Genomic DNA, 26,998 nt, shown 5'->3' with positions numbered 1-26,998 from the left:
TTTAGCGGCCTTTATAGAATTCTTTTACTGCGTTAATAACTTTTTTCTGATCATCTTTTGTAAGCTTATAATAAAGAGGAAGGCGGACAAGACGTTCAGAATATGGAGTTGTAATTTCATCTTCACCGTCAAAGCGGCCGAATTTCAAACCTGCCGGAGCTGAATGAAGAGGAATATAGTGGAAAACAGCCAGAATATCATTTTTACGAAGATATGAAATCAATGCGCTTCTTTCTTCAAGCGAACGTGTAATCAGATAGTACATGTGAGCATTATGCTTGCAATCTTCCGGGATAATCGGAAGTCTTAATTTTCCTTCATCTTCCAGAGCCTTAAACTCTTTGTTGTAAAGATTCCAGATATTCATTCTGTCTGTCTGGATTTCTTCTGCCATTTCAAGCTGAGCCCAGAGATAGGCGGCATTCATATCGCTTGGAAGATAGCTTGAACCGTAATCACGCCATGTGTATTTATCAACCTGACCGCGAAGGAATTTGCTTCTGTCTGTTCCTTTTTCGCGGATAACTTCAGCTCGTTCAAAATCTTCGATTCCTGTATTTATGATAATGGCACCGCCTTCACCCATAGAAAAGTTCTTTGTCTCATGGAAAGAAAGACAGCCAAAATCACCGATTGTACCAAGAGGACGACCTTTATAGAACGAACATACAGCCTGTGCCGCATCTTCTACAACCTTAAGGTTATGACGGCGGGCAATGTCCATAATTGTATCCATTTCGCAGGCAACACCGGCATAGTGAACGGCACAGATTGCCTTTGTTTTTGGTGTAATTGCACGTTCAATTTTTGTTTCATCAAGATTCATTGTATCTTTACGAACATCAACAAAAACGATTTTTGCTCCGCGCTGAACAAATGCGTCTGCGGTTGAACAGAAGGTGAAAGAAGGCATGATAACTTCATCGCCAGCTTGAATATCGCAAAGCAGAGCTGCCATTTCAAGTGCAGTAGTTCCGCTTGTTGTAAGAAGAACTTTGCTGCCCTTAAGGCGTTCTTCAAACCATGCATGGCATTTTTTTGTAAAAGCACCGTCACCGCAAATCTTGTGAGCCGCAATTGCTTCCTGAATATATTTAACTTCATTGCCAGTTACTGGCGGAACATTAAAGTGAATCATAACTCATTAAGTATATATTTTTTCTTAATTTATTGATATAGTTTTGTCATGAAAGAATTTTCTAAAAAAACATCAAACATCATTATTGTACTTGCAATTGCAGCACTTACACTTTCTAGTATTCTGGTATTATTTTCAAATCAGCTTGTAGACGTAATTTATAAGATACTTTCGCAAAAGGTTTTCCACCGCGAATTTTCAATTGAAAAATGGCTGCCTTCTATTCTTTCTTTTACACAGATTCCTGCTTTCTGTACAGTTACTGCAACGGTCCTGCTTTTTGTAAAGCTTCCTAACAAACAGAAAATCATTCTGATTTCTTCACTCCTTGCGATTTTCACCTTTGTAATTTTATACACAGTTCAGGTTTCAATCATAAAACATGTAAACTCTGATCTTGCTTCTGAACTCCTTTTGGGAAAGGAATGTGTCCTTGAAAAATCTTTCTGGCCGCGCGGCTGGTATTATTCAACAGAAATCCGCCTGATTAACACACAGTTTTTCAGTGCTCTTGGCTGGCTTTTTACAGACAATATGGCAACTGTAAAAACAATTCAGTCTTTCTTTACCTGCCTATGTCTTTTCTGGGCAGAATGGTTCATTCTTACACAGCTAGAAATTAAACAGACCTGGCTAAAACTGCTTATTGCAATTCTATCATTCTTCCCTTACAGCTGGAGAGCATATTATGTAGGCTGCGGACATAACTATTATGTTCCGCACGGAATATTTGCCCTTATCTACGCAGGAACTTTTATTAAGATTTTCTTCCGACAGCAGACAATCAAAACAGAACGTGCCCGCAAAATCTGGCTTGCTTTCTTTTATTTGTGGGCATTTACAAGTGGATTTACAAGCATCCGTTATATCATGAACTTTGTATTTCCTTTCATGCTTGCAATTTTGATTATTGAAGTAAAAAACAAGGATGAAAAAGCTCCTAAAATCACAGATTTCAAGGGATTCTGGAATAATAACAAGCTTGTATTCACAAGTGTCCTGGCATTTTTTGTAAGCGGCTTTGGTTATGTCTGCAACAACCTGATTTTGCGCCACTTTTTCACCTTCAGCCAGTGGAACTCAATGAACTTTAATCACTTCGGTGACACAACTATCCGTGATATTCTTGTCGGCCTTGTAGAAATGTTCGGCTACAACCAGGGAATAGCTGCCTTGACTCCAGGCGGAGCAATCAACATGCTGGTTTACGCAGCCCTAACACTTTTTGCAGTTTATCTTGTACTTTCCCTCAAAAAAGGTCTTGATAAGGCTTCACAAGTTACTCTTGTATTTTTTGTATGTGCAATGCTTTTTAATATTTACACATACATTCACATTGACTACATTGCACGTTACTTCTACCCTATACTGCTTACAATTTTCCCATGTCTTGCAATCATCATTGAAAAATCAAAACTTTCAGATGTTAGAAAATGGACTCTCGGAACTATCTGGGCAGGTCTTTTGATTACTTCTTCTTATGCAAGTATTTCTAATGAATTGAATACAGACGGAAACACAGATAAATATGCGGCAGCAGCTTTCTTAAAAGATAACGGTTACCACTTCGGATATGGAACTTTTGCAAACTCCACAGTCTTCACTTTCCTTACAAACGGACAGATTGAAGTAGGAAACCTTCTTAAAGCAAGTACAAAAGGCGGCCGCAACGTTGTAACATCAAAATATGCATGGGACACATGGCTTACACCAAAACGTTATTACGAAAACGATTACCCGGGAGAAAAAGTGTTTCTGATTATAGAAACAGAACAGTATGATTACACTCCTGACCTGCGTATTTTCCACACAGGAAAAGAAGTTTTCCATGATGACAACTACATCATTTATGAATTTGAAAGTCACCAGGCCTTTAAAGAAGGATTTTAGAAAAATTGAACTTTACAGTTTCTAAGCTAAAAGAAATATTTCTCTACCTGTTTTTTGGGGTTCTTACAACTTTTATCTGCCTTGCCTGCTATTATGCGCTGGTTATGACAGTGCTGGATGCTGAAAATCCAATACAGCTGCAAGCAGCAAACATAATAGCATGGTTCTGTGCAGTAATTTTTGCTTTTTTTACAAACCGGAAGTACGTATTTAATGGAAGCGGAAATATAATTTCAGAAATTATAAAGTTCTTTTTAGCACGTATTTTTTCACTTCTGCTTGATATGCTGATTATGTTTTTATTCGTATCTGTATTTAAATACAACGATAAAATCATAAAAGTGATTTCACAGATTATTATTGTAGTTTCAAATTACCTGCTTTCAAAATGTTTTGTGTTTAAAGACTAAACTTCTTCACGTACAATATAATGCTGGCGTTTTTTGCTTTCTGTGTAGATTTTTGAAATATAAAGTCCAAGAACTCCCATATTGAACATAATAAGTCCACCAATAAAAATTATGATACATGCCATACTAGGCCATCCGCGGGCCGGATCACCAAAAAGAGCTGCGCGGACTACAATAAAAATAAGGGCAGCTACCGCAATAGCACAGAAAATTAAACCAAGTACAGAAGAAAGGTAAAGAGGCACAACAGAATATGACAAAATGCCTTCAAGTGAATATTTAAATAAACCCCAGAAGTTCCATTTTGTTTTTCCGGCACTTCTTTCAATATTATCGTAGGCAATCCACTTAACATTAAAGCCAACCCAGCTGAATATTCCTTTAGAAAAGCGGTTTACTTCCCTGTCCTGAATTACAGCATCTACAAATTTTCGGTTCATAAGGCGAAAATCGCGTGCTCCATTTTCAATTCTGGTCTGACTCATGCGGTTTATAAGATTATAAAAGCGGTTTGCAAACCATGAACGGATGACTGGTTCACCTTTTCTGGTTTTTCGTCTTGTTGCAATGCAGTCAAGTTCAAGTTTGGGATTAGTTATATCCTTCCACATTTCCGGCAAAAGACTTGGGGGATCCTGTAAATCTACATCCATTGTGGCAACATAATCACCTTTTGCGCTTTCAAGACCTGCCAGAAGGCCGGCTTCTTTTCCAAAGTTGCGGCTGAAACTTACATAGTGAACACGATTGTCTTTTTTGCTTAATTCGCGAAGAACCTTTAATGTTCCGTCCCTGCTTCCATCATCTACAAAGCGGAATTCTATCTGGGCATCTTTTAGCTGCGATTCAATTTTTAATACTTCTTCATAAAAAATAGGAATTGTTTCTTCTTCATTAAAACATGGGACAACAAGTGAAAGCAGCTTCATTTACAAAACCTCACGAATTATTATATGATTATTATATGACAAATTCACAGAAAAAAGTAACTCCTTTTCAGATAATAATTATTCTATTTTTCGCTGGATGCCTGATTTGTACATTCTCTTTCAGCCGGCAGCTTATCATCACCTTTATGGAGAAACTCATAGGCCGGGAACTTCAAGAAATGACAAAATGGAATGCTGTAATAACGGGCTCTATGAGTTTCTTTGCATTCTGTGCTGTTACTCTCTATTATTTTTTATATATCCCGGTTGGGAAAACTGTTCGCAAAGACATTTTTGAAAGAACAAAATCAGTTTATAAGAATGACCATTTTGCAAAGCATCTGATAATTCTTTTTCTTATCCTGCTTACTGCCTATGCCGCAATTTTACGAGCTAACTATGATTTTTTTGATGATATGAAGCGCATTATTTCAGGTCATAAATCATGGGTTGGCGCAAGCCGATATGTTTCTGAGATTTGTTCAGTTTTTTTGCATACAAATTTTTATCTTAATGATATTTCACCTCTTTCTCAGATAATTGCACTGGCAATCTGTGCCCTTACAGCTTACATTCTCTGCTATATTTTAACAGGCGGAAAAATCACATACCTTACACTTGCTGCTTCAAGTCTTTTTGCACTCTGCCCATATTATATAGAAAATATGTCTTTCAAATTTGACAGTCCTTATATGGCAATGGCGGTTTTATTTGCAGTTTTACCATTTCTTTTTAAGGAAAACCATAAGGCATTTATTTCAGTTTCCATCATCGGACTTATTCTTGTGATGTCTTCTTATCAGGCAGCAAACAGTGTTTATATAATTCTTGCAATTATCTGCACTCTTGAAACAATTCTCTTTGAAAATGATGTAAAAAAAGCTTTTAAGTTCGCAGGAATTGCAGTTTTGTGTTTTATAATCGCCCTGGTTATTTTTAGGCTATTTATTATGATTCCGACAGAAGCAACTATTGATGAACGCAATACGCATATTGAAAAGAGTCAGATGCTTTCTCTGGTGCTTTCAAATCTTTCTGCCTACTTAAAAACTGTTACTTTCCGCTATGGAAATATCTGGTCAAAACTTTTCACTGTCATCATCTTTATTTTGTTCCCATTTACAGGCGCAATTAATTCTAAAGCCTTTGAAGGAAAGCATTTTGCAAAATTTTATTCCTTTGGACTTTCACTTGCCGCACTTATTCTTATGTACCTTCTTTCTTTTGGTGCTTACCTGATTATTGGGAATACCCTTATTTATGACCGCGCATTCATGGGCTTTGACATTCTTATTGCCGTCACCGCGCTTTTCTGCGTATTTTTTATAAATCAGAAAAAGGCTTTGAAAATAACTGCCGGTATTTGTGTCATCTGTCTTTTATACGGTTTCATGGTTCAGGCTACAGTTGCCGGAAATCTTTATTCAAAGCAGAAAAAATACGAGGAATTCCGCTATACAATTCTCTTAAAAGATTTGAGTGAAATAATTGATTCGTCTCAGAAAAATAAACTTCTGCTTGACGGTGAAATCGGCTACGCAACAAAAACTCACATGGAGCATGATAATTATAATTTTGTTTCTATTGGCAGTGTAACATCCGGCTGGGCAAAATATATTCTGCAGGACTGGAATATGGATTTAGATTATCTCCAGATTGAAGCTTCAAGCGACCGCATTGCAAGAAACCCAGAATTTACAAAACTAAAAGAAACACTTCCTGTAATAAAAGATACTTATTATCACAAAATCTGTGGTCAGGATAACATCTACTACGTATATCTGAAAAATCCGCAGGTGAAGGAATATGAAATTAAAGAATAATTACTTTTCCAGCCCGTTTAATTTATAAAGATAATACTTAGTATCTTCAAAATAACGGCCATATTCAAATGTGATTGAATCTTCGGCTATCAATGTGTAATGCTCTAAGTCGTAGGCGGCATCTTCTGTAATAAGAAAATCAACATTTCCGGCTGCTATCCATTCTTCTGCATATTTCTTTTGTTCTGGTGTATCACTTCCCATTTCAAAGAAATATTTAAAGTTTGGAAGTTTATCAGCATATGTGTAAAAACCTCTATCCATGAACTTGTAAGTCATCATAGTAGAGTTTTCATACCCATTAATAATTTTTGCAAATCTATACTGAGGATAATTTTCTTTTTTTGTTGTCATAAATCCAATGTAAATATAGTTTGTGATTGTATATAGAATTGATAAAACTAAAATAATAGAAAAAGCAATATTACTTGTTAAATTTTTTAGTGAAGACTGATTGTAAAAAGATATAAGCAGTTTATGTATTGGAATAATAGCAAATACTGAGAAAATTCCAAGAATAAAACAGTAGTAACGCTGGAACATTCCTTTATAGAAAATGAATAAATAAGTAAATATGAATGTAAGAATTATATGAATAACCAGATCTTTTTTTGCTGTTTTTATAATATATATAAGACCAAAAGCGGAAAAAATAAATAAATGAAGATTATAATGAATCATTGACGGAATATTTCTTATATATGAAATTAAAATTTTAAAAAGAGTAGTTTTTGAGTTGTTGCTGCCTTCCATTAGAGAGAAAATGTATGTTCCAATCCAGTCTTTTATGGCGTGATTTACAGAAAAGTAAATTGCCCATGGAATAGTTGTAAGAATAATTCCGGCTAAGAATAAAGCTGCATACTCAAAAATCAATTTGAACTGTTTGTTTTTGATTAAATAAATTACAGGGATAATTACCCATCCAAAGAAAAAGCCAACCATTGTATATTTAATCCAGAATATACAGCCGGCACAAATTCCGCTAAAAAATAATTCACCTTTTGAAAAAAGTTTTTCCTGCTGAATGTTTTTTAATGAAATATAAAGAGGATACATCAAAAGAGGAAGACAGAATTCTTCTGCGCTGTCTCCAGATTTTGTATTATAAGCGCTGTAAATAAATGCAGCTAAAACAGGTATTAAGATTATTACTGATTTTGATGTAAATAATTTTGCAGTTTTGTAACACAACAAGAGAAAGAAAAAAGCTGCAAGTAATTCTAATATGAAGATTCCATAAAAAGTATTTGGTACAAGAAGGTAACCGATTTCATGGATAAAAAATAAAAGAATTCCTTTACGCTCAAAAATATCTTTGTATGGAACGATGCCTTTTGCCATGCCTTTTCCGACTGTGTAAATAATATTTGAATCATTCCAGAAGTTAAAAGGATAAAGAAATGATGATGTTGTAGAAAGCGAAAGTATTATGAGTGCTGTTACAGCAATTAGAATAAATACTGCCTTTTTTGAATAATTTGAAGTTTGTTGTATTGAATTATAATTTAATTTTGCATCTGCAAAGAATTTAGATTTAAAATAAAAAATAATTGCGGGTATTACAGTACAAATAAACAATGGACGGTAAGCATATTCATGGACACGTCGGAACCAGCGTTCATAACCATGTGCTGAACCTGTCATTTGAACGATAAAATCTGCAATTAAACTTTGTATAAAAGGAATTGTAAAAATTAAAGAAATAAATATAAGTGAAAGCCATAGATAAAACATAATCTTTGGTTTGATTTTTTTAATGCAAATAGACATATATAATATTCCTTCTTTTAGCAAGTTATAGTATTATAATAATGTTAACAAACAGATTTTGAAAGGTATTAAAGATGAAATTACTTGTAATTATGGCTACCTATAATGAGATTGAAAATATTAATGAAATTGTTCCTGCTATTTTAATGAATATTCCTGAAAATGCTGAACTCCTTGTTATTGATGACAGTTCTCCTGATGGCACAGCAGATGCTGTTCGCAAATTACAGGAACAATATCCAAATAAAATAAATCTTCTTGTACGTCCTGGAAAACAGGGTGTAGCAACTGCTGCCATTCTTGGATATAAATGGGGAATGGAACGAGATTTTGATGTTTTTTGCAATATAGATGCTGATTTTTCTCATAAACCAGAATATTTACCTGAGTTATATAAGAATATTCAAGAATATGATATTGTTGTTGGTTCAAGAAATGTAAGAGGTGGAGGTATCGAGAATCGTTCTTTTATCCGAAACTTTCTTACCGCGGGTGGTTCTCTTTATAGTAGACTTGTTCTTGGTGTTCCTGTTAAAGATTTTACCGGTGGATATAATATGTATCGAAAATCTGCCCTTGAAAAAATCGGTTTGGACAATATAAAAGGTTTAGGTTATGCCTTCCAAATTGAAATGAAAACACGAGCTTACAAGAGCGGTTGTAAAATCAAGGAGATTCCAATTATTTTCCCTGATAGAGTAAAAGGTGTATCAAAAATTGAAAAAGGTATCTTTTTTGAAGCATTAAAAATTGTATGGAAAATTAAGAAAGATGTTAAAGAAACTTTTTAAATTTGCAGTTACCGGTGGACTTGGTACAATTACAAATCTTGTTTTATTCTTCATTTTTGCAGATAAAATTGGATTGCATCATACAGTCGTTAGTATTGGCTGCTTTTTGATTGCAGGTACGCAGAATTATATTATTAATCATATCTGGACTTTTAAGGCTGAAACTGTGTCTCAGCCTCTGTCTGTAAAACTTTGGGCAAAATTTCTTTTTGCTTCACTCTTTGGCCTGATTATAAATTTGACTGTTTTGAATATTTTAATCCGCCTTTATGCTTGGCCTTACAAAGTAATACCTCAGGGAGCAGGTATTTTAGTTGCCATGTTCTTTAACTTTGCAGTTTCTAGCTTCTTTGTGTTCAAGAAAAAATAAAGCTGACACTATATCAGGCTGCTATTTATTTTATACAAAGCTGATATTTTTATAAAATCAGTTTTGTATACTCTTTATACCAGCTTAATATAATCCTTTTCCTCGACCGTACACTTATCTTACTTCAAGAAGAAAATCAGATTCACAAACCAAGGGTTCTTTTCTTTCTTTTGAAGTTCTCATATATTGAGTAATAATCTTAATTTTATAACGCTGATTTTCATTCAGATCATCAGGCACAATACAATGAAGCTCACTCGGAAGCGAATTTATAATCTGAGACTGGCTAAGCTTTATAAAATCCATTTCGTTGCTTTCAGAAACAAGATAAAGTCCTACACGTTCATCATTTCCGAACAAACGTATATTCTCTCCTTTAATTTTCAGAAAACCGCCACGTGTTATATACTTATTTTCACATTTTGACACGCCATCATATACATTTTTAATTGAAGCTGTAATTGTTTTTCCAAGAAAAACTTTACATGTCAAATTATCGAGCATTTCCTTTAATTTTTTTGTTGGTCGAACCTGCAGCTCAATGCTGTTCCTTCCTTTTTTATAGATGTCCTGAGAATACTCAAACAGCCCTTTCACCTGCAGGGAAAAATTAAAATACTCAGCTTCGACACTTGCGCCATTTATAAGGCGGTCAATTATTGCAGCACAAGTTTCATTCCAGTCTTTTATAATCTGTTCTTTTGTTCGCTTTGAACCAAAAACGACAAGGTCTTCTGCGATTGTCTCTATATCAAATTTTCCACGATTTAATATGCGTCCATAATAGCATCTTTTTTCAGAATCCTTTTTTATCATTCTTTCAGGATACAAAGCAACAGGCAATGCACCATTCTTATAATCAAGTTTTTCTTTTGAAAGTGTGTGGATATTCATAATTCAAGTATAACAATTTATTATTTTAATGACTATAAGTTTTATATAATTGAAACTTATTATTTTTTAGAAGATAATTAATATAACAAAATGAAAAATAAAATCATCGCCATAAACGGCGAAAGCTGGTGCCGTAACCTTACAGGAATAGAACGTCTTGCAATTGAAGTAACATGCTCTCTTGATAAGCTTGTAAAACCTGGACAGGTTGAACTTGTACTTCCTGCAAATGCAAAAAATATTCCGGAACTTAAGAATATTGCAATTGTAAAGCTGCCTCAGGAAGCCCACTTTATGCCAAAGTGGACACAAATTTATTTTCAGCGCTACGTTCTCAAAAATCACCGCTATAGTCTGAATTACTCTAACACTGCACCCTGCTTATGCCCGGGTTTTGAGTTCATTCATGATATTTATGCAAAGCTTTATCCTCAGGATTTAAAATCAAGACGCGATAAGTTAATTCACTTTTATTCAACCTGGATGTACAGGGTAATAGCAAAGGGCGCAAAAGAAATTTTTACGGTAAGTGAATATACAAAAAAAACAATTACCGATACTTACAAAACGCCATCTGAAAAAATTCATGTAGTTTACAGCGGAGTAAGCGGCTACAATGAGATAAAAGAAGATCTTTCTGTTTTTGAACGACTTCCTATCCTCAATGAAAGACCTTTTTATTTTACATTAGGAAGCCTTTCTACCCGAAAAAACCTCAAATGGATTGCTGCTCATGCAGAACGTTATCCGGATGAACTTTTTGCCGTAAGCGGAAAACCTCTTCCAACTGCAGTGGCACCCGAACTTGAAAAATTAAATCACCTTCCAAATGTAATAATGACGGGATATCTTTCTGACGGGCAGGTAAAAGCCTTATTAAAAAAAGCAAAGGCCTTTATCATGCCTTCTTATTTTGAAGGCTTCGGCCTTCCACCTCTTGAAGCTTTAAGCTGTGGCTGCCCGATTATCATTTCCAATAAAACAAGTCTTCCAGAAATTTATGGAAAATGCGCTCATTACATAGATCCTGATAAAGCTGATGTAAACTTAAATGACTTACTTTCAGAGCCGGTTGAAGCAGCTGATGAAATATTAAAAAAATATACTCTTGAAAACACTGCAAAACGTATATGGGAAGTTTTGCAAAAATATGTATAATAAGAAAGCTGATTAGGAAAATACAATGGCAAATTTTTTATATACTCTTATAATCTATCCTCTTTATGAAATAATTGAATGTATTTACGTTTTCTTTGGAAAGGTTACCTATAACACAGGCTTTTCTGTTATTGGTGTAAGCATAGGAATCACACTTTTGTGTCTTCCCCTCTATGCAGTTGCCGAAAAATGGCAGCAGATTGAACGGGACAAGCAGAAAGCAATGGAAGCTCAGCTTGACCGCATAAAGAAAACCTTTAGCGGTGATGAACGCTACATGATGACCACCGCCTTCTATAAGGAAAATAACTATAATCCAATTATGGCGCTTCGTTCTTCTTTTGGCCTTTTGATTCAGATTCCTTTTTTCATGGCAGCATATTCCTTTCTTTCCCATTCAATTTCAGGCTCCTTTTATTTTATTAAGGACATGGGTAAACCTGATGCGCTTTTTTCTATTGGTAATTTCAGCATTAATATTCTTCCTGTTGCAATGACACTTATAAACATTGTGGCAGGAGCAATTTACACAAAAGGTTTTAAATTTAAGGATAAGGCTCCGATTTATGGAATGGCGCTTATCTTCCTTGTAATTCTTTATAATTCTCCAAGCGGACTTGTTCTTTACTGGACAATGAACAATGTTTTCAGTCTTGTAAAAAATGTTTTCTATAAATTAAAAAATCCTCTTAAATCATTTTATATAATGTGCTGCGCGCTTCTTATTCCGGCAAGCATTTTTGTACTTTTAAAAGCACATACAAAAATGATGAACAGACTCTTTTTCCTTGTAATTGTAATCGGGATTTACTGTCTGCCATTTATCGTAAAATTAATTTCAAAACTTTTAGATACAAAGCTTTATTACCTTACAGAACATAAAAAAGAACGTCATACAATATTTTTCCTTTCCTCTGTAATTTTATGGCTGTTAATAGGATATGTAATTCCATCAAGTCTAGTTGCTTCATCTCCTATAGAATTTACAGACCTTACAGTTCATTCAAATCCTCAGTTTTATATAAACAATACATTTATTCAGGCTGCAGGATTTTTCCTTTTCTGGGCATTATGCATTTACTTTTTATTCAGTAAAAGAATTCAGACGATTTTTGCAGCTTTTATGACTGCTCTTGCACTTTGCGCAATTGTAAATACCTACATTTTTGTTATGAATTATGGTGATATTTCCAATACACTCAAATTCCTTTCCTGTGAAGATTTCGGAGCACTTTCTTTAGCTTCTCTATTTAATATAATTTTGAGCATAGCAATTTTTGTTCTTGTTTTCATTTTCCTGAAAACCGGAAAAATCTTTACCTACATTAATTCAATTCTTCTTCTGGTAATGGCTGCAGTAAGCATCGGAAACACTTATAAAATCAATTCCAGTTATATTGACTATAAAAAGAATTACGCTCAGGGAGATGCTTCTAAAGTTGAACCGATTTTTACCCTTTCAAAAAATCAGCCTAATGTTCTTATGCTCTATCTTGATATGGCACAGGCTCAGTTTGTCGAAGAACAGATTAAGGAAAATCCTGATTTTAACAGACAGTTTTCGGGCTTTGTAAACTACCCTAACGTACTTAGTTTCAACGGACACACAATTATGGGAAGCCCTGGATGTTACGGCGGATATGAATCAACTCCGCCGGAAATGAACCGCCGTTCAGATATTCCACTGGTAGAAAAACACAATCAGGCTCTTCTTACCATGCCCCGCATTTTTAATGAACAGGCTGGTTATTCTGCTGTAATTACAGACCCTTCATGGCCAAACTACAAACATTTCTGTGATTTTAGTTTTCTTGAGCCATACCCAAATATTAAGGGCTATCAGACAGTAGGAAATTACTACCGCTTATGGGCAAGTGAATATAAAGATTCTGTAATTCCTGATAATTCTGATAAAATCTTAAAGCGTAATATTCTGTTTTTCAGTATTTTCCGCGCTTCACCAGTAGTTTTACGAAAACTGATTTATAAAAACGGTAACTACTGGAACACTGATGAATCAATGGAAAACGGAAAGTCTTCTCTTGATAACTATTCTTCACTCTCTCTGCTGCCACGTTTTGCAAAAATCGAAGAAACTTCTAATGGCTCTTTTGTTGCCTTTATAAATCAGCTTACCCACGAAAATGATGCAATGATTTTTGAAGCCCCTGATTATAAGCCTGTTGCAAAAGTTACAAAAAAAGGGTCTTCCCGTTTTGATAATAATATCGCCTACCACACCCAAATGGCTTCCTTTAAGCTTTTAGGTACATTTTTCGATTATCTTCGTGAAAACGGCATTTATGACAATACAAGAATTGTAATTGTTTCTGACCACGGCGGAGAACATCAGGAAGATTGTTTTGAAAAGAATGATGACCTTGACAGAGCCATTACAGGCGGCCAGTATTGGGGACGCGGGCATTACCACTGTCTTTTGATGTTCAAGGATTTTAATGCCAGCGGTGACCTTAAGTTTGACAATACTTTTATGACAAATGCAGATACACCGTCTCTCTTGATGAAAGGACTTATTGAAAATCCGGTGAATCCTTTTACAGGAAAAATAATTCCGGCAGATACAAGTAAAATCAAAGAAAATGGAGTTTATATTTCTGCAGCTGATACACACCAGCCGTCAAATAACGGAAAATATACCTTCAGCATAAAGCCAAACCAATGGTGGCATGTAAAAGATAACATTTTCAAGGCTGAAAACTGGAAGCAGGAAGCTCCATATTAATATTTTATCGTCGTATTTGAACTAAAAGGCGCAATCTGATAAAATCATAATACTATGATTATTACACAGACACCTTTCCGCATGAGCTTTTTTGGCGGCGGAACAGACTTTAACGGCTTTTTTAATGAACACGGTGGAGCTGTACTCAGTACAACATTTGACAAATATGCTTACGTAACAGTACGCCACCTTCCACCTTTTTTCGACTATAAAACACACCTTACTTACTCAAAAGAAGAAAAGGTAAATTCAAATTCAGAAATCGTACATCCGGCCATCCGTAACGCTATGGAATGGCTTGATATGCACGAAATCCGTATGACTTATGAAGCAGACCTTCCTGCCCGCTCAGGACTTGGAACCTCTTCTTCATTTGCGGTAGGAATGCTTTCTGCCTTCTATGCACTTAAAGGTCAGTATGCAGACAAGCGAAAGCTTGCAGACGATGCTATTTACCTTGAGCGCGAGCTTTGTAAGGAAGCAGGTGGTATTCAGGATCAGATTGCAGCTTCATTCGGCGGCTTCAACAGAATCAACTTTTCACGCGACGGCTACAGCGTAAATCCTGTAATTATTTCGCCAGAGCGAAAAAAAGAACTCAATGACCACCTCATGCTTTTCTTTACAGGTTTCAGTCGCTTTTCTTCTGACATTCAGAAAGGCACTGAAAAATCGATGAAGGATAAGACATCTGAACTTCTAAAAATGTATGAACTTGTTGATGAAGCAGAAAGAGTTCTTACAGACAAAAATACTTCCCTTGACGAGTTCGGAAAGCTTCTTGACTACACATGGAAGCTTAAGCGCGGTATTTCTTCAGGCATTTCTACAGGTTCAATTGATGAACAGTATGACAAGGCCATAAAAGCCGGTGCCCTTGGTGGAAAACTTCTTGGAGCCGGCGGCGGCGGATTCCTTCTCTTCTACGTTCCAAAAGAAAAACAGGAAGCTGTAAAGAAGGCTCTTGAAGGTCAGATGTATGTTCCATTCAAGTTTGAAAACGAAGGAACAAAAATCATCTATTACGGACCGGAAGAATACACTAAATAGAAAGATTGTCGGGTCAAGTCCGACAATGACATGTGAATGAAAATTTCTATAATGACAAAGTGAGGATATTATGAAATATATAGATCAGTTAATTGAACGCTATCCTTCTCTTAGCGTTTGTAAAAAAGATATTGAAGATGCAGCTGTTGCAATGATTGAATCCTTCAAAAACGGAGGACAGCTTTTAGTTGCAGGTAACGGCGGTTCATGCGCAGACAGCGATCACATTACAGGAGAGCTTTTGAAATCCTTCTGTAAAAAACGCACTCCTTCAGCAGACTTTATCAATCAGATTAAAGCTATTGATGCTGATACAGGTGCTTACCTTGCAGATAAACTTCAGGGGTCCCTTCCGGCAATCGCCCTTACAAATAACACAGCCCTTATGACAGCAAGCCTGAATGACGTAGACGGAAACGTTATGTTTGCCCAGCAGGTAAACGGCTACGGTGTAAAAGGTGATGTATTCCTTGGAATCTCTACTTCAGGAAACTCAAAAGACATCGTTTATCCGACAGTTGTTGCAAAAGCAAAAGGACTTAAGACAATCGCCCTTACAGGAAAAAACGGCGGAAAGCTCAAGGGACTGGCAGACATCTGCATCATCGTTCCTCAGAACGAAACCTTTATGATTCAGGAACTTCACCTTCCTGTTTATCATGCCCTCTGCCTTGAAATTGAAGAGGCATTCTGGAAGGAGTAGATTGTCGTATCAAGTACGACAATGACATATAGCATATGAAAGTTATTATTATGGCAGGCGGCATGGGAACCCGCATTCAGTCAGTACGTGCGGATGTTCCAAAGCCTATGATTGAAATCTGCGGAAAACCAATCCTGCAGTATCAGATTGAAAACCTCAAAGCCTGCGGGCTTACCGACATTACAATTGGTGTCGGTCATCTTGGACACGTAATCAAAGAATTTTTTGGTGATGGTTCAAAGTTCGGTGTAAATATTTCATATTTTACTGAAGACCGCCCGCTTGGAACTGCCGGGGCACTTTTCAAAATGCTGGACGGCAAGGCCTGTGAGGAAGTTCAGACAAAAACTGTCATTGATGATGACTTTCTTCTTTTGTGCGGCGATGTAATTTTTGACATCGACTTCAACCGATTTATTGCCTTCCACAAGGAACACAAGGCATGGGCAAGCCTTATGGCTCACCCTAACGGACATCCTTATGATTCATCTCTTCTTGTAACAGAAGTACTGCCACCCGCTGAAGCCGGTGGTATGCCAGTAAATACCCACCGCGTAACAAAGTGGATGGCAAAAGAGGATGAACGCCTTTACTATAAAAATCTTGTAAATGCAGGACTCCAGCTTATTTCACCAGAGCTTTTGCGCGAAACAATTAAGAACTTTGTTCCCCGCCACCCTGAAACTCCGGATAAAATCGATCTTGACCGCGATGTTCTTAAACCCAATATCAAATCCGGAAAGATTTTTGCCTACGAAACACCGGAATACATCAAGGATATGGGAACTCCTGACCGCTACTACGAAACAGAAGCTGACATCAAAAGCGGAAAGGTTCATGCAAGAAACCTCAGTCAGAAGCAGAAGGCTGTTTTCCTGGACCGGGACGGAACAATAAACACAAACTGCGGCTTTGTTACAAAACCTGAACAGTTTGAACTTATTCCGGGCGCTGCAGAGGCAGTCAAAAAAATCAATAAATCAGGCTACCTTGCAATTGTAATTACAAACCAGCCTGTAATTGCCCGAGGCGACTGTACTTTTGAAGAGCTTGCCCTTATCCACGCAAAAATGGAAACAGAGCTTGGTAAGGAAGGAGCTTTCATCGACGGACTTTACTTCTGTCCTCATCATACAGATAAAGGCTTCCCGGGAGAACGTCCTGAATATAAATGTGACTGCGACTGCCGTAAACCAAAAGCAGGTCTTTTCTTACAGGCTGCAAAAGATTTCAACATAGACCTTTCACAATCCTTTATGATTGGTGACAGCATAAAAGATATAGAATCTGGAAACGCTGCAGGTTGTAAAGAAGGAATTCTTATTTCCGAAAAAGAAGATTTACTTTCTGCGGTAACTAAACTTTTAAAATAGGTTTTAAATAAATAATGACTGGATCTTTTTTTTATAACATAATTATTGCTCCAATTTATGATGTATTAGAATTTTTCTATGTATTCTTTTCTTCAGTTACATCTAAAGGAATTGCGGTAATTTCTCTTAGTTTTGCAGTAACACTTTTTTGTCTGCCTCTTTACATAGTAGCAGAAGGCTGGCAGGAAGAAGAAAGAAAGATTCAGGCTAAACTGAAAGCAGGTGTAGACCGTATCAAACAGACCTTCAAGGGCGACGAACAGTACATGATTCTTACAACCTACTATCGTGAGAATCATTATCATCCGATTATGGCTCTTCGTTCTTCCTTCAGTCTTTTAATTCAGATTCCCTTTTTTATTGCGGCCTACTCCTTTTTATCAAATGTAGAAGCATTACAGGGCTACCGTTTCCTTTTCATTTCTGATTTTGGCGCTCCAGACCGAACTTTTATGCTCGGTGCAATTCCGATTAACGTTCTTCCAATTGCCATGACCCTTATAAACGTAATTTCGGGTGCCATTTATTCAAAAGGTCATGCTATTAGCGAAAAAGTTACGATTTATGCCAGCGCCGCAATCTTTCTTGTAATTCTTTATGATTCTCCGGCTGGACTTGTTGTTTACTGGACAATGAACAATGTTCTGAGCCTTGTAAAAAACGTATTCTATAAACTTAAAAATCCAAAAAAAGTTTTCCATATTTTATGTTCTATTGCCCTTTTCTTATCTGTTATCTGGGCATTCAAAACAGGAAAGAAAGTTTATATGGCAGGAACAGTTCTTCTTTTCCTTGCCGTAGCCTTTTTTAATCAGATTTCTTATTTTTATTCACTCTTTATTTCAAAACATCTTCTTACACTTGATACAGATACAAAACTCCGCGACAAGATTTTCTGGCTAAGCGCATTTGCCCTTGCCTTTCTTGCAGGAGCAGTTCTTCCTTCATACGTCATTGAATCTTCTGCCGCAAACTTCTGCTACGTTGATTCTTATAAATCACCTTTTATCTTTATTCTTGTTCCATTTTTACAGAATGTTGGGCTTTATCTCTTCTGGCCGGTCTGTCTTTACTATCTTTTTGGAGATAAATTCAAAAAGACAATGGCAATTCTCTGGCCTTTGATTTTTATTATGGCAGTTGTAAACTGTTTTGTTTTCCAGGGAAGCTACGGCCCTATGAATGATGATCTGACATTCATGCACGAGGTTGTTTTTCCTTCTAAAGCACAGATTGCAATTAATCTGATTGCAATGCTATTTATTACTGCAATTCTTATTTTAATCCTCGAAAAATTTTCAAATATAATAAATTATGTTCTTTTGATTGCAAGTATCAGTTTTGCAGCAGTTTTTGTAAAAAATACTTTTTCAATCAATAAAACCTTTAAGAACATGACTCATGAAGAAATTCTTTCTGGTTCAGACGATGGCTTGGAAAAAATCTATCATCTTTCAAAAACAGAAAAAAACGTTCTTCTTATTATGCAGGACCGCTGCGTTGGTCCTATTGTTCATGAAGTATTTGAAGAACATCCGGATCTTAAAGAAAAATTCTCAGGCTTCACTTTTTATCCAAATACAGTTTCAATGAGCTATTATACTCAGCTTGGAGCAATCGGACTTTTTGGCGGTTATGATTATACTCCTTTTGAACTTAACAAGCGTGACGACACAATTCAGAAAAAGCATAATGAAGCCATTCTTACACTACCTACCCTTTTCAATGAGCTGAACTGGAATATAAATCTTGCAGACATGCCTTATGAAAACTATGGCGATGAACCTGTAACTCAGATTTATAAAGGACTTGATAACGTAAACCGGCATATTACAAAGGGAATCTACACAAAACTCTGGTATGAAAATCACGGAAAAACTCCATATCCTATCAGAACTATTCTTCTAAAAAGAAATTTCCTTTATCTTAGTCTTTTTAAGATTGCCCTTCCTCTTTTCCGCCCTATGATTTATCACCGTTCCTGGTGGATTACAGGAAATTCCAAAATGAAAGAAAAGGCTTTTATGGACTGTTATGCTCCATTAGATCTTATGACTGAACTTACAGCCCTGGATTCAGATAAGCCGACACTTACAATGCTCGTAAATGAGATTACCCATGAACCTATTATGCTTCAGGCTCCGGATTATGTTCCTGTAGATAAGGTAACAGACATAGGTTCTTCAAAATATGCAAATCTTTTGAGCTATCATACGGCTTCAAGCGCAATGCTGCGTTGGGCAGAATTCTTTGATTACCTTAAGGCAAACGATGTTTATGACAATACAAGAATCATTATTGTCAGTGACCACGGAGATGGAACAAACAGCGGCAAAATGGAGCAGACCTTCGGATTTAACAAGGAAGAAGTAACCGCAACCCTTATGGTAAAAGATTTTGGGGCAAAGGGAAGCCTTAAAGAAGATTTCACCTTTATGACAAATGCTGATACTCCGGCAATTATTACCGAAGGAATTATCAATAATGCAAAAAATCCATTTACCGGCAACGAATTAAAAATCAATTCTATTGAAGAAAAGAATTCAAAGGTAAAGATTGCTCACGCTCAGGTAGAAAATCTTCGCAGCCGTTACAACAAAAAATATAAAATTGCAGATTCTGAATGGTACACAGTTCATGATGACATATATAAATCAGAAAACTGGAGTAAACTTTACAAGTAAAAAGGGATTATTTATAATTTAAGCTTATGGGAACTTTTTTATACACTATTATCATCTACCCGCTTATCCAGATTATTGAATTTGCATTCATGCTTTTTGATAATATCTTCAAAAATCCAGGAATTGCAGTAATTGGTGTAAGTTTTGCAGTTTCTATCTTCTGTCTTCCTTTGTATATTGTTGCAGAACGCTGGCAGCAGATTCAGCGTAATACAGAAAAAAAACTTGAAAAAGGTGTTCAGCGCATAAAAGAAACTTTTAAAGGCGACGAACAGTATATGATTCTTACAACCTACTATAAAGAGAATCATTACCATCCAATTATGGCCCTTCGTTCATCTTTTGGTCTTTTAATTCAGATTCCATTTTTTATTGCGGCCTACAGTTTTCTGTCTAATCTTCCGGTTTTGCAGGAAAAATCATTTTTATTTATCCGTAATATGGGCCAGCAGGATGCTCTTTTCAGAATAGGAAACTTTCCTATAAATATTCTTCCTATTGCAATGACTTTAATCAACATTGTTGCAGGAGCAATATATACAAAAGGATTTAAGGCAAAAGATAAAATCCAGATTTACGGAATGGCTCTTGTATTTCTTGTAATTCTTTACAATTCTCCTTCAGGACTTGTAGTTTACTGGACAATGAACAATGTCTTCAGTCTTGTAAAAAATATCTTCTATAAAATTAAAAATCCTCTCAAAGTTTTATATATCATTATGGCTGCCTGCATAATTATGCTTGACTGCTATATGGTTTTTATTCATGAAGGACTTTTGCATAAGCGTCTTTTACTTGTTGCAGCCTGCACTCTCCTTCTGCTGGCACCGCTTGTAGTAAAATTCGTTCAGTATCTTCTTGATACAGTTTTCCAGCCTATAGTCTGGGACGCAAAAGTCCGCTTATCAATTTTTGTATTAAGCGCTCTTTCACTTTGTCTTTTAGGCGGCTTTGTTCTTCCTTCTTATGTAATCAATTCTTCTGCAATTGAATTCGCAGATATTGACGGTTTCGGCTCTCCTCTTTATTTTTTGGGAAACGCTACCCTTCAGACACTTGGCCTTTTACTATTCTGGCCGGCCTGTGTTTACTTTTTATTCCATGCCAGGATTCAGACTTTAATTTCAGTCTTCCTTACAGCTGTTTTGTTTTCGGGACTTGTAAACGCATTCTGTTTTTCGGGTGATTATGGAAATCTATCCAGAATGATTACCTTTGATTCAGCAATCGGTCAGCCGGGCTTAAAAACTGCATTATTAAATATGCTTCTTGCAGGATTTGCATTCCTCCTGCCTCTTATCATTTTGAAATTCAAAAAACAGAAGATTTTGACAAGCCTTCTTTCGATTATTCTTATTGCAGAAACAGGAATAACTCTAGTTCACGCTTTCCAGATTCAGGGAGCATATAATTCCTACAAAAAAAATATTGCAGAAGGCGTAGAAAAAGCAGATTCTCTTGAACCTGTATATCATCTTTCAAAAACCGGTCAGAATGTTTTTGTATTTATGCTTGACCGCGCAGAAAACTCTTATGTTCAGGATATTTTCAAAGCTTACCCGGAACTAAATGATTCTTTTGACGGTTTTGTTTTATATCATAATACAGCTTCTTATAATGCCTGGACTTTGCTGGGCTCTCCGGGACTTTACGGCGGTTACGAATATACACCTCTTGAAATGAATAAACGCGACAATGAAAAACTTGTCGATAAGCATAATCAGGCTCTTTTACTTTTGCCACGCATTTTTACAGAGCAGGCAGATTTTAATGCAACTGTATCTGATTTAAGCTGGGCAAATTATAACTGGATTGCTGATATGTCAATATGTAATCCCTATCCAAAAATCAAGGGCTTTAATGCGGAAAGAAAATACACCAGCTACTGGGTAAAGCATAATCTTGATAAGGTTTCTGAAAATATTACAAGTAATACCCTCAAAAGAAATCTTGTATGGTTCAGTCTTTTTAAGGAAGTTCCTACCTTTATGCGTGACAGCGTTTATAAGGACGGTCACTGGTGGTCAAGTGATGATTCAACAAGTGATATTATGGAATTTATCGATTATTACGCTTCACTTGATTATCTTCCTGAACTTACAGATTTTAGTTCTGACAAGAGTTCATACATTACAATTACAAATGAAACTCCACATTCAGAATCTCCTCTTCAGGCGCCGAATTTTGAACCTGCAAAAAAAATCACACAAAAGCCGAATGCGCCTGTTACAAATTACAGGGCAATAAGTTCAAATCTTGCAGCATACAAGCGTCTTGCAGAATTCTTTGATTACCTTAAAGAAAATGACTGCTATGATAATTCCCGCATCATTCTTGTAAGTGACCACGGAATCGGAAGTGGTGACGGACTGAAGCTCGATTTCTGGGGAACTCTTGAAAACGGTTATAATCCAGACCATCTGCATCCTCTTTTGCTTGTAAAAGATTTCAATGCAAAAGGCGCCCTCCGCGTAAACGAAGATTTCATGACAAACGCAGACGTCCCTTCAATCGCGCTAAAAGGCATTGTCGACCATCCTGTAAATCCATTCACAGGAAATGAAATTAAGGAAATTTCTCCGGAAAATAAAACAGCTTCTGGTGTAACAATTGCCCACAACTGGCGTCCTGGAGCAAACAACATAAACACCTTCAAACTTGACGATGAAGATTTTTATACAATCTCAAAAAATATATTTAAAGCCGAAAACTGGCACAAAGGAATAAAATAATGAATACAACTTTTCTTCTTTACATTGACCCGGGTACGGGAAGTATGCTTTTTTCTATCCTCATTGGTGCGGCAGCAACCCTTTTCTTCCTTGCAAAGGCAGCCCTGCTGAAACTTAAGGTATTCTTTTCTGGAAAGAAAGACGGCGTTGTTCAGGATGCTTCTTACAAAAAATATGTAATTTACAGCGAAGGAAAGCAGTATTTCAACACTTTTAAGCCTGTTGCTGATGAATTTGAAAAGCGTCAGATTGAGTTGAATTATTACACATCTGCAAAAGATGACCCTGTATTCGAGCAGAACTATCAGTTTGTAAAGCCTGAATTTATTGGTGAAGGAAACTCTGCCTTTGCCCGCCTTAATATGCTGAGCGCAGGTTTTGTTCTTATGACAACACCAGGTCTTCAGGTTTATCAGCTTAAGCGCAGTAAAAACGTAAAGCATTACTCACATGTCCTTCACATGCCGAACGACGCAACAACTTACCGTCTTTTTGGTCTGGACTTTTTCGATTCTGTTCTTCTTACAGGTGACTATCAGAAGGCTGACATTCAGTATCTTGAAAATCAGCGCGGCATTAATAAAAAGGAACTCGTAACTGTAGGATGTTCATATCTTGATGTTCTTGCTTCAAAAATCAGTGGAATTGAAGAGGAAAAAGACCATCCGTTTACAGTTCTTGTTTCACCTTCATGGGGTGACGTGGGTGTTCTTAAAAAGTATGGTGAAAAACTCCTTGACCCGCTTGTAAAAACAGGCTGGAGAATTATCGTACGTCCACATCCTCAGTCAAAAAAATCAGAAGCTGATATGCTTGAACGCCTTGAAAACCGCTACAAGGACAATAAAAACCTTGAATGGGATTACAACAGGGATAACATTTTCTCTATGAAAAAAGCAGACATTATGATTTCTGATTTTTCGGGAATCATTTTTGACTATACCTTCCTCTGTGACAAGCCTGTTATGTACGTAAATACAAACATGGATCTTCGTCCTTATGATGCTTATGACTTGCCTCATGAACTCTGGCAGTTTGAAATCCTCAAGAAAATGGGAATCAAGCTTGATGACAGTCAGTTCGACAACATCGAAAAAGTCATCAAAGAAGCAAGCGATTCACCGGAACTCGCACAGGCACGTAAGGAAGCGAAAGCTACAGCCTGGATGGAAATCGGAAAGTCTGGACAGAATATTGCAGATTATATGATCAGCACAGTTTCAAAACTTGAATCAAAGGCAAAATAGGAAAAAAAGATGAAAGTTGCAATTGTTCATGAATGGCTTACAACTTACGGAGGTTCTGAAACTTTCGTAGAATTATGGCTCAGGATGTATCCTCAGGCTGATATTTATACGCTTGTTTATGACAAAAAAAACATGAAGGGACATTTTGAAGGTGTAAAGATTTATACATCAAAACTTCAGAAGTTTCCTTTTGCAACTAAAATCTATACAAAACTTCTGAAATTCATGCCACGCGCTTTTGAAAGTTTTGATTTAACAGGTTATGACCTTGTTTTATGTTCATCTTCCAGCTGTGCAAAAGGAGTTATTGTTCCTCCTCACGTACCTCAGATTGCTTACGTTCATTCACCAATGCGCTATGCATGGGATTTATTCTTCGATTACAAAAAGAGAAGCAGCAAGCTGACAGGCTTTTTCATGGACCGCTGGATGACACAGATTCGTATCTGGGACTGGATTTCAGCCCAGCGCCCTGATGCCCTTGTTGCAAATTCAAAATATATTGCCCGCCGAATAAAAAAATTCTGGAACCGTGATGCAAGTGTAATTTATTCACCTGTAAATGTAAGAAGATTTTATCCAGATTTTTTAAAAACCAAAGAAGATTTTTATGTTGCATTCAGTCGTTTTGTTTCCTACAAGCGAATGGATCTTGCAATTTCTGCCTGCAAGGAACTTGGTAAAAAACTCTATGTAATTGGCGGCGGTCCTGAAGAAAAGAATCTTCGTGAGCTTGCAAAAAACTGTGACAATATTGTCTTCTTAGGTAAGGCACCAGATGAAATTCTTCGTGACCATCTGCAGCGGGCTAAAGCGATGATTTTCTGTGCAGAAGAAGATTTTGGTCTTGCCCCTCTTGAAGCAATGGCCTGTTCCTGCCCGGTAATTGCCTTTGGCCGTGGCGGTGCCTGCGAAACTGTGGTTGAAGGAAAGACTGGAACTTTCTTTGACCGCCAGGAAACAGAAAGTCTAAAAAATGCAATACTTCGATTTGAAGAAAACTATGAAAAAGGCATTTACAAAGCAGAAGAAATAGCAGAATATGCAAAAACTTTCTCTGAAGAAAGGTTCCGTAAGGAATTTGAAGAGATTGTTGAAGAAACAAAAGAAAAAATCAAAATTAAATAGTGATACAATATGAAAATTGTTTTAGACTGCCGCTGGTGTAAAAAAAGCGGAATCGGCGCATTTATTGATGGAATTCTTCCTCATCTTCTTAAAACAGATAATGATTTTACTCTTTTAGGTCTTGAAAGTCTTAGTAATGAATTAAAAAACATTTCTAAATCAGAAAAAATTTCTTTTCTTCCCTGTGATGTAAAACCTTTTTCACTAAAAGAATTGTTTCTCTTTCCAAAAGGGATTTTGAGAATTATAAATCATAATGATTTTTATTTTTCTCCTTACTGCAATATTCCCGGAGGAATTAAAATTCCGGTTTTTACGACTATTCATGATATTGTTTTTCTTGATGTAAAAGGACTTGCCGGCAAAAGCGGAACTTTTATAAGAAAACTTTTTTATAAATATGCGGTATATCGTTCAAAAGCTATTTTTACCGTTACAGAATTCAGTAAGTCCCGCATCGTAAAAAAACTAGCCTGTAAAAAGCCGGTTCATGTTGTTCATTCAAGTGTGCCCGAATTTCTTCTTAAAAAAAATGCCCTTTCACTGCCAAAAACAGACACTATCATTTTCATCGGGAACATAAAAAAACACAAGGGCCTTCAGATTTTAATTCCCGCATTTGTTGATTTTTGTAAAAAACTTTCAGAAAAAATACCATCTGCTCCCCTCCCAAAATTAGTTATCGTCGGCTCAAAGGAAAACTTCCGGACAAATGACGAAGGTATTTCAAAGCTGATAGAAGAAGCTTCTTCAAAAAATATTGAGTTTACAGGCTTTATAAGTGATGAAGAATTAAAAGCCCGTCTTACACAAGCAAAAATCCTTGTACAGCCATCCTTTTATGAAGGCTTTGGCCTTCCACCCCTTCAGGCCCTCAACTGCGGCACAAATGCAATTGTAAGTGACATTGAAGTTTTCAAGGAAGTATATGCAGATTATCCGATAACTTATTTTAAGTGCGGAGACGCAGCCGATCTTTCAGAAAAATTATTTACAGTCTGGAATGAAAATAAGCCGCTTCCGGCTTTTGAAGAAAAATATTCTTTTGAAAAAACTGCAAAAGCCATCCTTGCTGTTCTTAGTCAGAATGCAGAGTCTTAAACCTAAACCGCATAGCCTGGATCCAGTTTTTTAAGCTCATTAAAGGTATCGATTTCTGTAAAATCGTCAAAGGAACATTCGCGCAGACTCAGATTAAAATCTTTTTTGCAGACATCAAGGGGAACGCTGTCCCAGTATTTTTCTTTTCCACCAGGCATTTCATAGACTTTCTGAATGCATTCGCCAAGCTTTTTACCGTCAGCTTCTGTCCAGTATGAAATTCCCACCATTCGATAAGCGTTTAAGCCGCCTACACTCACGCCGGTAATTTTTCCCTTATTTACATAAAGGCACCAGTCATCTGTTCTTTCGCATTTTACGCCGCAGTAATTTGAAGAATACTGGTATTTTGAAATAAGCTTTGGATTTTTTATGATTAAGTCGGCTTCGCAGATATAGGCATTTTCAAAATTGTAACGGGCACACATAGCTGAACTGATATTGTTGGCTTCGTTATAAACAGGATTTTCAATAAACTTAATATTAGGATATTTATACAAAAGCTGATCAAACTGCTCACTAAGATAGCCGCGCACGATTATTATTTCTTCAATTCCGGCAGCCATGGCAGCGTCAAGCATTGTATCAATAATTCTTACACCTTTTACACGGACAAGGGGCTTTGGAGTATTCAAAGTAATCGGTACAAGCCTTGTTCCAAAACCTGCGGCAATAAAGACAATTCTTTTTACGCGGTAAGGCTCCAGTGCTTTTAATCCTTCGGCTGTAATCTGGCCACTTGCAATACAGCCCTTTTCTTCAAGCAAAGCATAAGTTGAGTTTACGGTTCCGATTGAATATCCGGCTTCTTTTGCTATGGATCTTTGAGAAAGATTTTCCTTTGAGCCTTCGATTATCTTTAATATATCGAATTCTTTTTCGTTCAGCATCTGTTCAAATTATAATAAGAAAAGCCGATTTAATATAGCATTTTCAGATATTTTTTGTAACTTTTGTTCAATTTTATTCATTTTATTGTTAAATTTGAACACTTTTACTTTACATTTCCATAATAATTCATTATAAAGTAAATTGAAAGATTAAAATTTGAACAATACTAT

20 protein-coding genes are annotated in these 26,998 nt (G+C 36.4%); 15 read left to right on the top strand and 5 right to left on the bottom strand.

Going from position 1 to position 26,998, the window contains the following annotated elements:
* Window position 1: 1 nt before the first annotated feature.
* Window positions 2-1,138, bottom strand: coding sequence for a dTDP-4-amino-4,6-dideoxygalactose transaminase (gene rffA, locus T530_RS0101495; protein WP_027727483.1), 1,137 nt, complete (start codon window positions 1,136-1,138; stop codon window positions 2-4).
* Window positions 1,139-1,186: 48 nt separating this feature from the next.
* Between rffA and T530_RS0101490 the strand changes: the two genes are divergently transcribed.
* On the top strand, window positions 1,187-3,028 hold the full coding sequence (locus tag T530_RS0101490) for a hypothetical protein (protein ID WP_027727482.1): 1,842 nt from the start codon (window positions 1,187-1,189) through the stop codon (window positions 3,026-3,028).
* Window positions 3,029-3,033: 5 nt separating this feature from the next.
* Window positions 3,034-3,438 (top strand): GtrA family protein, encoded by a 405-nt coding sequence (locus T530_RS0101485; protein ID WP_027727481.1) that lies wholly within the window; start codon window positions 3,034-3,036, stop codon window positions 3,436-3,438.
* Here the strand turns inward: T530_RS0101485 and T530_RS0101480 are convergent.
* Window positions 3,435-4,367 carry a glycosyltransferase family 2 protein gene (locus T530_RS0101480; RefSeq protein WP_027727480.1) on the bottom strand — a complete coding sequence of 311 codons (933 nt, stop codon included), beginning with the start codon at window positions 4,365-4,367 and terminating at the stop codon, window positions 3,435-3,437. The genes T530_RS0101485 and T530_RS0101480 overlap by 4 nt on opposite strands.
* Before the next feature lie 35 nt (window positions 4,368-4,402).
* On the opposite strand from T530_RS0101480, the gene T530_RS0101475 reads away from it, so the two are divergent.
* Window positions 4,403-6,190 carry a glucosyltransferase domain-containing protein gene (locus tag T530_RS0101475; RefSeq protein ID WP_197018224.1) on the top strand — a complete coding sequence of 596 codons (1,788 nt, stop codon included), beginning with the start codon at window positions 4,403-4,405 and terminating at the stop codon, window positions 6,188-6,190.
* On the opposite strand, the gene T530_RS0101470 is transcribed toward T530_RS0101475, so the two are convergent.
* The gene (locus T530_RS0101470) at window positions 6,191-7,987 is read right to left on the bottom strand and encodes a glycosyltransferase family 39 protein (protein WP_156011486.1); all 1,797 of its coding nucleotides are present in this window, start codon (window positions 7,985-7,987) and stop codon (window positions 6,191-6,193) included.
* 50 nt (window positions 7,988-8,037) lie between these two features.
* Between T530_RS0101470 and T530_RS0101465 the strand changes: the two genes are divergently transcribed.
* Both T530_RS0101465 and T530_RS0101460 read left to right on the top strand, forming a co-directional pair.
* The gene (locus T530_RS0101465) at window positions 8,038-8,754 is read left to right on the top strand and encodes a polyprenol monophosphomannose synthase (protein ID WP_027727477.1); all 717 of its coding nucleotides are present in this window, start codon (window positions 8,038-8,040) and stop codon (window positions 8,752-8,754) included.
* Window positions 8,735-9,124, top strand: coding sequence for a GtrA family protein (locus T530_RS0101460; RefSeq protein WP_027727476.1), 390 nt, complete (start codon window positions 8,735-8,737; stop codon window positions 9,122-9,124). Before T530_RS0101465 ends, T530_RS0101460 begins: the two co-directional genes overlap by 20 nt.
* 114 nt (window positions 9,125-9,238) lie before the next feature.
* Here the strand turns inward: T530_RS0101460 and T530_RS0101455 are convergent, their stop codons facing one another.
* Window positions 9,239-10,018, bottom strand: coding sequence for a DUF4469 domain-containing protein (locus T530_RS0101455; protein WP_027727475.1), 780 nt, complete (start codon window positions 10,016-10,018; stop codon window positions 9,239-9,241).
* A gap of 90 nt (window positions 10,019-10,108) precedes the next feature.
* On the opposite strand from T530_RS0101455, the gene T530_RS0101450 reads away from it, so the two are divergent.
* The 10 genes from T530_RS0101450 to T530_RS0101405 all read left to right on the top strand — a co-directional run bounded on the left by T530_RS0101450 (window position 10,109) and on the right by T530_RS0101405 (window position 25,937).
* On the top strand, window positions 10,109-11,176 hold the full coding sequence (locus T530_RS0101450; RefSeq protein WP_051537721.1) for a glycosyltransferase family 1 protein: 1,068 nt from the start codon (window positions 10,109-10,111) through the stop codon (window positions 11,174-11,176).
* Between the two features lie 25 nt (window positions 11,177-11,201).
* Entirely contained in the window at window positions 11,202-13,919 is a 2,718-nt protein-coding gene (locus T530_RS0101445; protein ID WP_027727473.1) for a YidC/Oxa1 family membrane protein insertase, read from the top strand.
* A gap of 54 nt (window positions 13,920-13,973) precedes the next feature.
* Window positions 13,974-14,969 (top strand): kinase, encoded by a 996-nt coding sequence (locus T530_RS0101440; protein ID WP_027727472.1) that lies wholly within the window; start codon window positions 13,974-13,976, stop codon window positions 14,967-14,969.
* A 70-nt stretch (window positions 14,970-15,039) separates the two neighbouring features.
* Window positions 15,040-15,672 carry an SIS domain-containing protein gene (locus tag T530_RS0101435; protein WP_038073249.1) on the top strand — a complete coding sequence of 211 codons (633 nt, stop codon included), beginning with the start codon at window positions 15,040-15,042 and terminating at the stop codon, window positions 15,670-15,672.
* A 35-nt stretch (window positions 15,673-15,707) separates the two neighbouring features.
* Window positions 15,708-17,045 (top strand): HAD-IIIA family hydrolase, encoded by a 1,338-nt coding sequence (locus tag T530_RS0101430; RefSeq protein ID WP_027727470.1) that lies wholly within the window; start codon window positions 15,708-15,710, stop codon window positions 17,043-17,045.
* Window positions 17,046-17,059: 14 nt separating this feature from the next.
* Window positions 17,060-19,729 carry a YidC/Oxa1 family membrane protein insertase gene (locus tag T530_RS0101425; protein WP_038073246.1) on the top strand — a complete coding sequence of 890 codons (2,670 nt, stop codon included), beginning with the start codon at window positions 17,060-17,062 and terminating at the stop codon, window positions 19,727-19,729.
* 26 nt (window positions 19,730-19,755) lie between these two features.
* Window positions 19,756-22,461, top strand: a complete 2,706-nt coding sequence (locus tag T530_RS0101420; RefSeq protein ID WP_027727468.1) for a YidC/Oxa1 family membrane protein insertase — start codon at window positions 19,756-19,758, stop codon at window positions 22,459-22,461.
* Window positions 22,461-23,708, top strand: a complete 1,248-nt coding sequence (locus T530_RS0101415; protein WP_027727467.1) for a CDP-glycerol glycerophosphotransferase family protein — start codon at window positions 22,461-22,463, stop codon at window positions 23,706-23,708. Before T530_RS0101420 ends, T530_RS0101415 begins: the two co-directional genes overlap by 1 nt.
* Before the next feature lie 9 nt (window positions 23,709-23,717).
* Window positions 23,718-24,836 (top strand): glycosyltransferase, encoded by a 1,119-nt coding sequence (locus tag T530_RS0101410; RefSeq protein WP_027727466.1) that lies wholly within the window; start codon window positions 23,718-23,720, stop codon window positions 24,834-24,836.
* A gap of 9 nt (window positions 24,837-24,845) precedes the next feature.
* On the top strand, window positions 24,846-25,937 hold the full coding sequence (locus tag T530_RS0101405; protein ID WP_027727465.1) for a glycosyltransferase family 1 protein: 1,092 nt from the start codon (window positions 24,846-24,848) through the stop codon (window positions 25,935-25,937).
* Between the two features lie 2 nt (window positions 25,938-25,939).
* On the opposite strand, the gene T530_RS0101400 is transcribed toward T530_RS0101405, so the two are convergent.
* Window positions 25,940-26,827, bottom strand: a complete 888-nt coding sequence (locus tag T530_RS0101400) for a sugar phosphate nucleotidyltransferase (RefSeq protein ID WP_027727464.1) — start codon at window positions 26,825-26,827, stop codon at window positions 25,940-25,942.
* Window positions 26,828-26,998 lie beyond the last annotated feature (171 nt).

The organism is Treponema sp. C6A8, from assembly GCF_000619925.1.
In the GTDB taxonomy this organism is placed as follows: domain Bacteria; phylum Spirochaetota; class Spirochaetia; order Treponematales; family Treponemataceae; genus Treponema_D.
Note: the sequence above shows the minus strand (reverse complement) of the source record. Positions and strands in the feature narration are given on the sequence as shown.

What these genes read in the sequence shown, in the direction of transcription:
- T530_RS0101475 (WP_197018224.1), top strand. Translation starts at nt 4,403, where the DNA reads ATGACAAATTCACAGAAAAAAGTAACTCCTTTTCAGATAATAATTATT.
- rffA (WP_027727483.1), bottom strand. Translation starts at nt 1,138, where the DNA reads ATGATTCACTTTAATGTTCCGCCAGTAACTGGCAATGAAGTTAAATAT.
- T530_RS0101410 (WP_027727466.1), top strand. Translation starts at nt 23,718, where the DNA reads ATGAAAGTTGCAATTGTTCATGAATGGCTTACAACTTACGGAGGTTCT.
- T530_RS0101450 (WP_051537721.1), top strand. Translation starts at nt 10,109, where the DNA reads ATGAAAAATAAAATCATCGCCATAAACGGCGAAAGCTGGTGCCGTAAC.
- T530_RS0101480 (WP_027727480.1), bottom strand. Translation starts at nt 4,367, where the DNA reads ATGAAGCTGCTTTCACTTGTTGTCCCATGTTTTAATGAAGAAGAAACA.
- T530_RS0101400 (WP_027727464.1), bottom strand. Translation starts at nt 26,827, where the DNA reads ATGCTGAACGAAAAAGAATTCGATATATTAAAGATAATCGAAGGCTCA.
- T530_RS0101465 (WP_027727477.1), top strand. Translation starts at nt 8,038, where the DNA reads ATGAAATTACTTGTAATTATGGCTACCTATAATGAGATTGAAAATATT.
- T530_RS0101405 (WP_027727465.1), top strand. Translation starts at nt 24,846, where the DNA reads ATGAAAATTGTTTTAGACTGCCGCTGGTGTAAAAAAAGCGGAATCGGC.
- T530_RS0101435 (WP_038073249.1), top strand. Translation starts at nt 15,040, where the DNA reads ATGAAATATATAGATCAGTTAATTGAACGCTATCCTTCTCTTAGCGTT.
- T530_RS0101425 (WP_038073246.1), top strand. Translation starts at nt 17,060, where the DNA reads ATGACTGGATCTTTTTTTTATAACATAATTATTGCTCCAATTTATGAT.
- T530_RS0101445 (WP_027727473.1), top strand. Translation starts at nt 11,202, where the DNA reads ATGGCAAATTTTTTATATACTCTTATAATCTATCCTCTTTATGAAATA.
- T530_RS0101460 (WP_027727476.1), top strand. Translation starts at nt 8,735, where the DNA reads ATGTTAAAGAAACTTTTTAAATTTGCAGTTACCGGTGGACTTGGTACA.
- T530_RS0101455 (WP_027727475.1), bottom strand. Translation starts at nt 10,018, where the DNA reads ATGAATATCCACACACTTTCAAAAGAAAAACTTGATTATAAGAATGGT.
- T530_RS0101415 (WP_027727467.1), top strand. Translation starts at nt 22,461, where the DNA reads ATGAATACAACTTTTCTTCTTTACATTGACCCGGGTACGGGAAGTATG.
- T530_RS0101420 (WP_027727468.1), top strand. Translation starts at nt 19,756, where the DNA reads ATGGGAACTTTTTTATACACTATTATCATCTACCCGCTTATCCAGATT.
- T530_RS0101440 (WP_027727472.1), top strand. Translation starts at nt 13,974, where the DNA reads ATGATTATTACACAGACACCTTTCCGCATGAGCTTTTTTGGCGGCGGA.
- T530_RS0101490 (WP_027727482.1), top strand. Translation starts at nt 1,187, where the DNA reads ATGAAAGAATTTTCTAAAAAAACATCAAACATCATTATTGTACTTGCA.
- T530_RS0101430 (WP_027727470.1), top strand. Translation starts at nt 15,708, where the DNA reads ATGAAAGTTATTATTATGGCAGGCGGCATGGGAACCCGCATTCAGTCA.